The 8,648-nt window shown below is 39.7% G+C and carries 7 protein-coding genes; 4 read left to right on the top strand and 3 right to left on the bottom strand.

The window, feature by feature from the left end:
* Positions 1-234 precede the first annotated feature (234 nt).
* A complete protein-coding gene (locus H740_RS04910; protein ID WP_002951991.1) occupies positions 235-1,695 on the top strand; it encodes an aldehyde dehydrogenase family protein in 1,461 nt (486 codons plus the stop codon).
* 186 nt (positions 1,696-1,881) lie between these two features.
* Here the strand turns inward: H740_RS04910 and H740_RS04905 are convergent, their stop codons facing one another.
* The gene (locus H740_RS04905) at positions 1,882-2,745 is read right to left on the bottom strand and encodes a DUF364 domain-containing protein (RefSeq protein WP_002951989.1); all 864 of its coding nucleotides are present in this window, start codon (positions 2,743-2,745) and stop codon (positions 1,882-1,884) included.
* A gap of 401 nt (positions 2,746-3,146) precedes the next feature.
* Here H740_RS04905 and H740_RS04900 point away from each other — a divergent pair, with 401 nt between their 5' ends.
* The 3 genes from H740_RS04900 (at position 3,147) to H740_RS04890 (ending at position 5,742) form a co-directional block, all read left to right on the top strand.
* Complete coding sequence (locus H740_RS04900; RefSeq protein ID WP_002951987.1) at positions 3,147-4,265, top strand: tyrosine-type recombinase/integrase; 1,119 nt, start codon at positions 3,147-3,149, stop codon at positions 4,263-4,265.
* Positions 4,266-4,356: 91 nt separating this feature from the next.
* Complete coding sequence (locus H740_RS04895; RefSeq protein WP_002951983.1) at positions 4,357-5,289, top strand: Abi family protein; 933 nt, start codon at positions 4,357-4,359, stop codon at positions 5,287-5,289.
* Between the two features lie 222 nt (positions 5,290-5,511).
* On the top strand, positions 5,512-5,742 hold the full coding sequence (locus H740_RS04890; protein WP_002951982.1) for a helix-turn-helix transcriptional regulator: 231 nt from the start codon (positions 5,512-5,514) through the stop codon (positions 5,740-5,742).
* Between the two features lie 160 nt (positions 5,743-5,902).
* Here the strand turns inward: H740_RS04890 and H740_RS04885 are convergent, their stop codons facing one another.
* Both H740_RS04885 and H740_RS04880 read right to left on the bottom strand, forming a co-directional pair.
* Positions 5,903-7,576: a relaxase family protein gene (locus H740_RS04885; protein ID WP_002951981.1), complete on the bottom strand. Its 1,674-nt coding sequence runs from the start codon at positions 7,574-7,576 to the stop codon at positions 5,903-5,905.
* 57 nt (positions 7,577-7,633) lie between these two features.
* The gene (locus H740_RS04880; RefSeq protein ID WP_002951980.1) at positions 7,634-7,963 is read right to left on the bottom strand and encodes a plasmid mobilization protein; all 330 of its coding nucleotides are present in this window, start codon (positions 7,961-7,963) and stop codon (positions 7,634-7,636) included.
* Positions 7,964-8,648 lie beyond the last annotated feature (685 nt).

The raw sequence follows: 8,648 nt of genomic DNA, 5'->3' as shown, positions 1-8,648 counted from the left end.
ATTCAAGCCCCTTCCCCCTTAACAAAGAAGTAAAATATAAATTTGACAACTAAATTTTATCATATTAAAGATACGGGTCTCGGCGACTCAAATTTAAAATATTCCCCGCAAATTTAACTCAAAATCCCGTCAAATTTCCGCTCAAATTTTTGATAACGATTATTTTCTAATTATCAAAATATTTATAATGGAGGAGTAATATTTCAGTTATTAAATAATTTTAAAGGAGAAAAAATGGTTAAGTTACAAGAAAAATACGGCCTTTTTATAAACGGCGAATTCGTCCCTGCAAGCAGCGGCAAGACGCTAGACACCTTTGATCCGGCCACCGGCAAAAAGCTAGCCGCGATCGCGGACGCGAGCAAAGAGGACGTGGATGCGGCGGTTAAGGCCGCACGCGAAGCATTTAAGACGTTTCGCCATAGCACGGTGAGCGAGCGAAGCAGAATTTTGCTCAAAATCGCCGATATAATCGACGCAAACAAGGACTTTTTGGCCGCGGTCGAGACGATGGACAACGGCAAGCCTATCCGCGAGACGCTAAACGTGGACGTGCCGTACGCGGCGGAGCATTTTAGGTATTTTGCGGGCGTGATCCAGGGCGAAGAAGGCAGCGCAAACGTGCTCGAGGAAAAGCACCTCTCGCTCATCTTGCGCGAGCCTATCGGCGTCGTAGCGCAGATCGTGCCGTGGAATTTCCCGTTTTTGATGGCGGCGTGGAAGCTAGCCCCGGTCATCGCCGCGGGCGACACGAGCGTGCTAAAACCGTCGTCTGAAACGAGCCTGAGCGTGCTCGAGCTAATGCGCCTCATCAAAGACGTGCTACCAAAAGGCGTCGTAAACGTAATCACGGGCAAAGGCAGCGGCGCCGGAGCGTTTTTGCAAAAGCATAGCGGCATCGACAAGATCGCATTTACCGGCTCGACCGAGATCGGACGCGAGATCGCTATCTCTGCAGCTGAAAAAATCATCCCCGCAACGCTCGAACTAGGCGGAAAATCGGCCAACATCATCTACGCCGACGCAGACTTTGATCTGGCTCTAGACGGCGTCCAGATGGGCATTTTGTTTAACCAAGGACAAGTTTGCTGCGCGGGCAGTAGGATATTTGTCGAGGAGAAAATTTACGACAAATTTATCGCCGCGGCTGTGGAGAAATTTAAAAACCTAAAAGTCGGAGATCCTCTGGATCCAAAGACGCAGATGGGCTCTCAGATCAACGCTAAACAAGCCGCCAAAATCGTCGAGTACATCAATATCGGCGTCAAAGAAGGCGCCAAAATCGCCGTCGGAGGCAAGCTTGCGGCTGCGGGAGATAGCTTCGTAGAGCCGACGCTGCTAGTGGACGTGAGCAACGATATGCGCGTAGCCAGAGAGGAAATTTTCGGTCCGGTAGGCGTCGTGATCAAATTTAAAAACGAGGACGAGCTCATAAAAATGGTAAACGACAGCGAATACGGCCTAGGCGGCGGCGTCTTCACACAGGACATCACTCGCGCCATCCGCACCGCTCGCGCGATGGAGACGGGCCGCGTGTGGATAAACTGCTACAACCAGATCCCGGCGGGCAGCCCGTTTGGCGGCTACAAGAGCTCCGGCATAGGCCGTGAAACGCACAAAATCATCCTTGAGCACTACACTCAGATGAAAAATATTATGGTAAATTTGACGGGCAAAGTTAGTTCGTTTTATTAAAATTTACTAGCACAAATTTGGGTCGGGCGGTTTGCTCGGCCCTTTTTATATTCGACGAAATTCTTATAAATTCGCACAAATTTAAAACTAATTTTTATCTACTTTCGTTTTAAATTTAATATCAAGCCGGTGATTTTACATTAAACAAAATCACTCCCTGGACTGCAAATTTAGCCAAATTTGGTTTTATACATTTTGATCGTTAAATTTCCAAATTTTAGAAGTCGAACTCTCGCGACTCATTACAAATTTCTCCGCAAATTTGCCGAAAAAATGATACCCCGAACCAGCCTGCCCGATCACGTCCAGAAGTTCGTCCGCATGCGTAGTATAGATGCCGCCCACATGGCTCACGCCCCTATCAAAAAGTGCTTTAGGCGACATCGAAACGGTAGGACCCACGACGATGACTTCGGCTCCGCTCTTTTTTAAGCTCAAGATATCCTCCAGCGTGTCGTTTAGTAGCGTGACGCCGGTTATGATGAGATTATCGGCCGCCCTGATCGCGTCCGAGGCGCATCCTTGCGGGATAAAATATTTGAGCTCATCGCCTTTTAGCGCGCTCTTATCAAGCTCCAAAATGCGAAAATCCAGGCTGTTTTTCATCATAAATTTGATGTAAGGCACCAGTGCACCTACGATCACGCTAAACGAGCTGCGCTTGATAGCTAGCTCATCAAATGGATCGGCCTTAAATTTAGTCGCATACAGACTACCAGAGCGCTCATAACATGTCTGCGAAAGCGCGTTTAGGGCGGCTACGGCGATGGTTTTCTTTAGCAGGCTGTCGCTAGTTATGTCTTTTAAAAGAGTTTTTACGTTTTTACCGCAAATGTTACCGGATTTTGGCATTATCGCGGCTTGCGACGGACAGCAAACGGCCTGCGGAAATGATTTTAGCGGAGTGTAGCTCACGCCGCAAACGCCGTTACTTAGCTTTACGCCCGTAAAAAATAGTCCAACCACAACGCGCTGCACGTTTAAATTTTTTATTTCGTCGCCTAAATTTTCATAAATTTGGCTTAGGGTATCGTTTAAAATTTGACCCACGGCAATCTCCTTTCGGCTATGCAAGTAGTTAAATTTTATGAAAATTTTACAGCAAAATATTTTAAATTGTATTACTCTATGTTAGATTTTATCTAAAGTATGTAACATACTGTAGCACAAATTTATTCAAATTTAGTGCTAAAAAATTTAAAAATAGATCAATTAAGCATACGATAGAACAGATTTTATTGTGGAAATGGATTTAAGAATTTTTAGATGGTGCGGATGAAAGGACTTGAAAAAATACGCCGCAGATTTATTAAGGATTATATAAGTTTGTATAGTCCTAAAATACGATATTTTAAGCTGATTATAACTTTTTTAGAATTATAATTCTATCGCCAAATGGGTTACCTAGTGGGTTACCCAAAGCGGCGCAAAGGATTTTAAAAAGGACTCAAATGTCAATCAGTCTAAGCGAATACAGAAAGACGAAAATTCCAAATATATACGTGAGTAAAAATTATACGAATAAATTTTTATTCAGAAAAAGAAGTAGCGATGGAAAGCGAGCTACCAAAGTAGTCGAAATAGCCGTAAGAGAAAAATGGACCGGGCGGGAATATTTACAAGAAGCTATGGCAGTTTTTGCGGAGTGGGCAAAAGGCAAAGATATGGCGGCGTCTAATGTTTCTAGAATCCAGCCAAATATCAAAGTTAAGCAGCTTTGGGATTTATATATGGAAACTAGAGCCAAAACCAAAGCTACGACCGGGCTAGCGGCGATGTTCAACAATCATATCAAAAATAGCCCTCTAGGCTCGCTGGCAATAGAAAAGGTAACGCTTGACCATATTCAAATTTTTTATAACTCCATGCGAAACAAGGGACTATCGCCAAAAACATACAACAAAACGATAAAAGAAATTTTGCGCCCGATGTTTAAGTACGCGCTTATTCATAGGGCTCTAGCTTTCGAGCCGACGCTTGGTTTAAAGTTGGACAGGATCGAGAAAAAATCAAAAGTCATCAATTGCTCAGATAAGCTTAGAAATTTATTTTCTGCCATTAATGAACTTTACGCTGATGATGTTTTTTATTGGACGCTTTTTGCTTTGATTTTTATGGGCAGGCGAAAGTCTGAAATTTTAAACCTACAATGGAAAAACATAAATTTCAACAACAACACTATGCTTTTAGAGAGGACGAAAAACTCCAATGACTATATCGTAGCCATCCCAAATTTTATAGCATCCAAGCTACAAGAGATACCCAGGATAGCCGAGCTAGTGTTTGCCAGTCCCGTAAGCGGCGAGACGATAGTTAATCTCGACAGACAAGTTAAAAAAATCAGAGAACTCTCAGGAGTTGAGAATTTTCACCTACATATGGCGAGAGATATAGTAGTCGGCGCTCTTGCGGAAGCTAGCGCAGATATCCATACGATGTCAGGCACTTTACTACACGAAGAACTGGCGACTCTGCAACACTATCTTGGCGTCGATACCTATAAGGCGACCCAAAAAAGTTCGCAAGTGATAGAAAATTTAGTAGCCACTAAAAGATTGGGGTATAAATGACGGTTAGAGCAAAATACTGGAAAAGCAAAACGAGAGGTTAAATATATAAAATATGATATAATGAAACAATATAATTGTAAAGAATAAAAAATTGGATAAATTTAATAAACCAAAGTTATCTATAGCCCGGCAAGTTGTCTACTTGGAAACCAAAGGGGTAAAATTTAATATATGCAATAAAGAATCGGCTATCGATTTTTTAACCAACAATAGTTACCTATTTAAAATAAAAGCCTATGCTAAAAATTACACCAAACGAGACGACGGTACATACATAAATTTAGAGTTTGCCTATTTAAAGGAGCTATCTACTATAGATATGCATCTTCGCAGATTTATCCTAACTCTTACCTTAAATATAGAGCATCTTTTAAAAACTAAGCTATTAAGGGATTTTAATGAAGATGAGTGCGATGGATACTCGATAGTAGATGATTATCTCAATGCCAATCCCAAACAGAAAAACTATTTTTTAAATTATAGCAAACACGATTTTACAGCCAAAGACAATATTATTAATAAATATAGAGTCAACCTATCGATATGGAATTTAATCGAGATATTGGAGTTTAAAAACTTTACAAATTTTTGCGATTTTTATTATAAAAAATTTCCAAATCAAGAATACATAAAAATAAAAAACATGCTAACATCAGTGCAGTTTATTAGAAATGCAGCGGCGCACAATAACTGTTTGATAAACAATCTAAACCCTATCGACAAATTTAGACCGACTTATCAGATTATGGATTTTTTAAATTTACATCTAAGATCATCGAAAAAAAGCGTTGAAAATAAAATGAAAAATCCATTTATAAATAACTTTTTATGTTCTTTTTTGATATTTAATATACTTTGCAAAACCAAACCCATGAAAAAAGCTACAGTAGTAGAGCTAATGAGCCTGCTTAAAAGAGCTAGAAAACATAAAGGATTTTATGAATCCAACAATAAACTAACCAGTACCTACGCCTTCTTGGTAAAATCTTCAGCAAGCATAAAAAGAAATTTTATACACTTTTAAGAGAATATATTGTAGTATTCGCATACTTGTACGCGCCTTACGGCGTAGGTCTTAGGCTACTTCGGTAGCCTTCGCACCTAAAAATCATACTTAACAATCCTCCAATTACCATACTATTACCTCAAAATAAAAAACAGTAAAATATCTTTGGCGAACCGATTTTTTGCTTGACTTAAAGTTTGTCACATGATAGGATGGGTATAAAATTTATAAAGGAAAAAAATGCAAATAAATCCTTGTCAGAAAAAGTTTATAACCCCTACGGAATTTGAAGCGCTCTTTAGTATCGGTACGGATGCTCAATCCATTTGGAGATCAAAAGGCATCTTGCCTTATATAAAGCTGGGTGGTAGAAAAGTTCTATACGATAGAGAAAAAATAGAAAAATGGATAGCCCGGCACGAAGTGGATAGAGATCAAGTGCAATATATTTTAGATGCCGAATCTGTATAATATAAATGGACAGATAACGAAATTGGTATTAAAATAAAGCTGAGGTACGCTTGGGTAGGCCTATTTTTGGGCATACCCAAGCTCTGAAAAATAAACCTAGCAAATCTATCTTTGGATTTCAACTGGGAGCATAATGCCAAACAGATAAAACCATCAGATTCTATCTCGTATCCATTCCCCATACATTCTCGTTCTCCTGGCCTAGGACTTTCAGCAGTTCATCATCTGCACCAAATGACATCTCGATATTTTTGTTTTTAAGATACTGTTCGTCAACTACTATTCTTGACACTTCTCTTTCAAAGATTCGTATTTTTTCGATAGTTCTTTGAATTTTTCTTGCAAACTTATTAATTTCTTTTTTAAAAACTCCAAAGATCTCTCGTATCTTTCTTTTTGCGCTTGCGACGATTCGTATATTTTGTTCTCGCAATCGTTTATCAAATATTGCATGCATTCTATCAAATTTACATTCGATTGCCGCAAATTCGATAACTCCTTCTCGTATTTTTCGATCAAGGCCTTCTTCTGCGATTCGTGTTCGCTCCTTTCGCTCTTGATCATCTGCGTCAAGCTCTCGTTTTCTTTGAACAATGCTTCTTCCAATGTCGTCATCTTCTACTCCGTTCTCATAGGTATGTAGTATTTGTCGTTTTGCTCGAAGATCTCCTTGCTCCGAGAGATCAATATGTAGTACCGCATCCTTCCGTCCGCTTCTGGTTCGGAATGTCTCCAAGCTTGCGGTATCGTCCATACCTCCATTGTCTCCATCTTTTTCGTTTGCTCGCCTAAAATCGCTTGCAACTCCTTGATCGCATCCGATCTCGTTTTCTTGATTTGCGGCTCCAGTGCATAAGAGCGCATCTGATATCCCGCCGCTATTCCTATTATCAGCGCCATCGTAGCCGTGAGTACCGATATCCATCTTTTGCTCCTGTTCTGGTTCGATATTATCTCTTGAAAGCGAGGCTCTAAATTTCCGCTTATTGAATCTATCTCGCTTTTCAATAAGCTCTTCAAGCTTTCGCCTATTTCTTTCGCGCTCTGCTTGTGTATCTCTATTATGGAACTCTTTAATTCTTCTGCTTGAGCTTTGGCCGAGTTCTCCAAGTCCTTGAGCGCCTGTGAAATTTGCATCGTATATTCCTCCTTTGAGACGATTTTTTGTTTTTTGATTAGGTAGTACTACGGTTATACTTTTCTTTGTAGATCTAGTTACTTCAATGCCACTTTGGTTAAGAAGCTCAATCATATGATCTCTATTTTTGATGTAGCCCTCTTTGGCTAGGTCGTGTAGCTTTTTATCTAGTTCTTCTAAATTTTGATAGTGTCCAATATTTTTCTTGCTAGCCGATATCGTTTGCTCTCTTGCGGGATCATCGGGGCTAGAAAGGTTATATTCGTCGTTAATCATTCTTTTAATCAAATCAATCCTATGTTGGTCAAATTTAGCCAGGTATGGATTAAATGATTTACCTGTTATAAGATCAATCTTTGGGATCAAGAAATTTAACTCAAGCCGACCGTTCTTGTCCGAATGCTCGACCCAGAGCACATTTACTCTATCTAACATATAATCCCCAAGCAGTGCGCGCTCAAAATCTTTTATTATTTTTAACTTTTGCTCTTCATCCAAAAAATCGTGCTTCTCCTCAAATGACAAAACTCCAAAGCATGTTTTTTGCTTAAAGTCGATTCCTTTAATAATAGCTCTAGTTAAATTTTCGTCGCCCTTTACGACCTTAGCCGTTCCGGCCGCTTTTCTTTCGTTTAGTAGATAGTTTATACTTCCAAGGCCGCCACCGGTGTAGGTTGGAAGGAATTTAACTAGCATAGTTGTTAATAGCTTTCTTTATGTTTGTGAGGTAGCGGTCTTGATTGATATAGTTCACTATTTCCCCAAAGTCTCGTAAATTCGATGCAAAAGAGCATTATTTTCGGTGAGAATTAGAATGGCAACCCTACCCAAACTTTCGTCGCGGTTTAACCTGGCAGCCACTTGGTTTAGGTTGTTTCCTTGTTTAGCTAACTCAGCTAAAAGCTCCCTTTCAATAGGAAGTCTAATTCGCCTGGACAGCATTGAACTTAGGGCAAATTTTGAAAAGGTCGTTCCCGTTTCTTTTAGCTTCTTTTCGATAGCCGACCATTCGGCATCGGTTAGTCTTAGTTTTTTGATTATGTTCTTAGTGACGCTGCGCTTTTTATGAAAATCTACATTCATAAATATCTCCTACATAAGAATGTCCCAATAAAACACATGATAGATGTTTTATTTGTAGAAGTAAAGCCAAAATATAGATCACAAAGCAAAAAATCCAAATATTTTTTTGAGTCCATAGGAAGTAACTGCATACAAACGTATTTATACATGTTAAATAGGTATGGGATCGGAAAAAGAAACAAACGAGCATTTAGCTACACACTATAAGAAAACTTTAAAAAACGTATTTTATGGGCTATAGGGCACTTTACACTACGAGTTTGGTTAAATTTTACTTAATTTTGGTTTTTCCTTGAATTCCGTTATAAAACGTATAGAAAAACATATTTTAAGTTTATGGTACTAGCAGCCAATAGAGAGAATAGATGGATTGTTTTTTAAGCAAGAAACAAAATAAAAAATTAACCTACAATCACTCCGAGCTCTTACGGAAATATGTCCGTAAGTTTAAATATTTATTGAAAACAGCCTACTTAGTTCAGCTGTTTTCAATAAATACACTCGGAGCAAAAGCGTGGGTCAAAGGAGCAGCAAGCTCTCCTTGCGAGCCTCTACGTAAGCCAAAAACGGTAACGTTTTGTGGTCACGTAGAGTATGCTCGCCCTATTAACCCTATTAAGAACAAGCTAACGTAAGAAGACAAGGAATTTTTAAGATAAGAGGAGGGAAACCCCCCCCCCCCCCC

It is taken from the genome of Campylobacter showae CC57C (assembly GCF_000344295.2).
GTDB lineage: Bacteria > Campylobacterota > Campylobacteria > Campylobacterales > Campylobacteraceae > Campylobacter_A > Campylobacter_A showae_B.
This window is presented reverse-complemented; position numbering and strand designations above follow the sequence as displayed.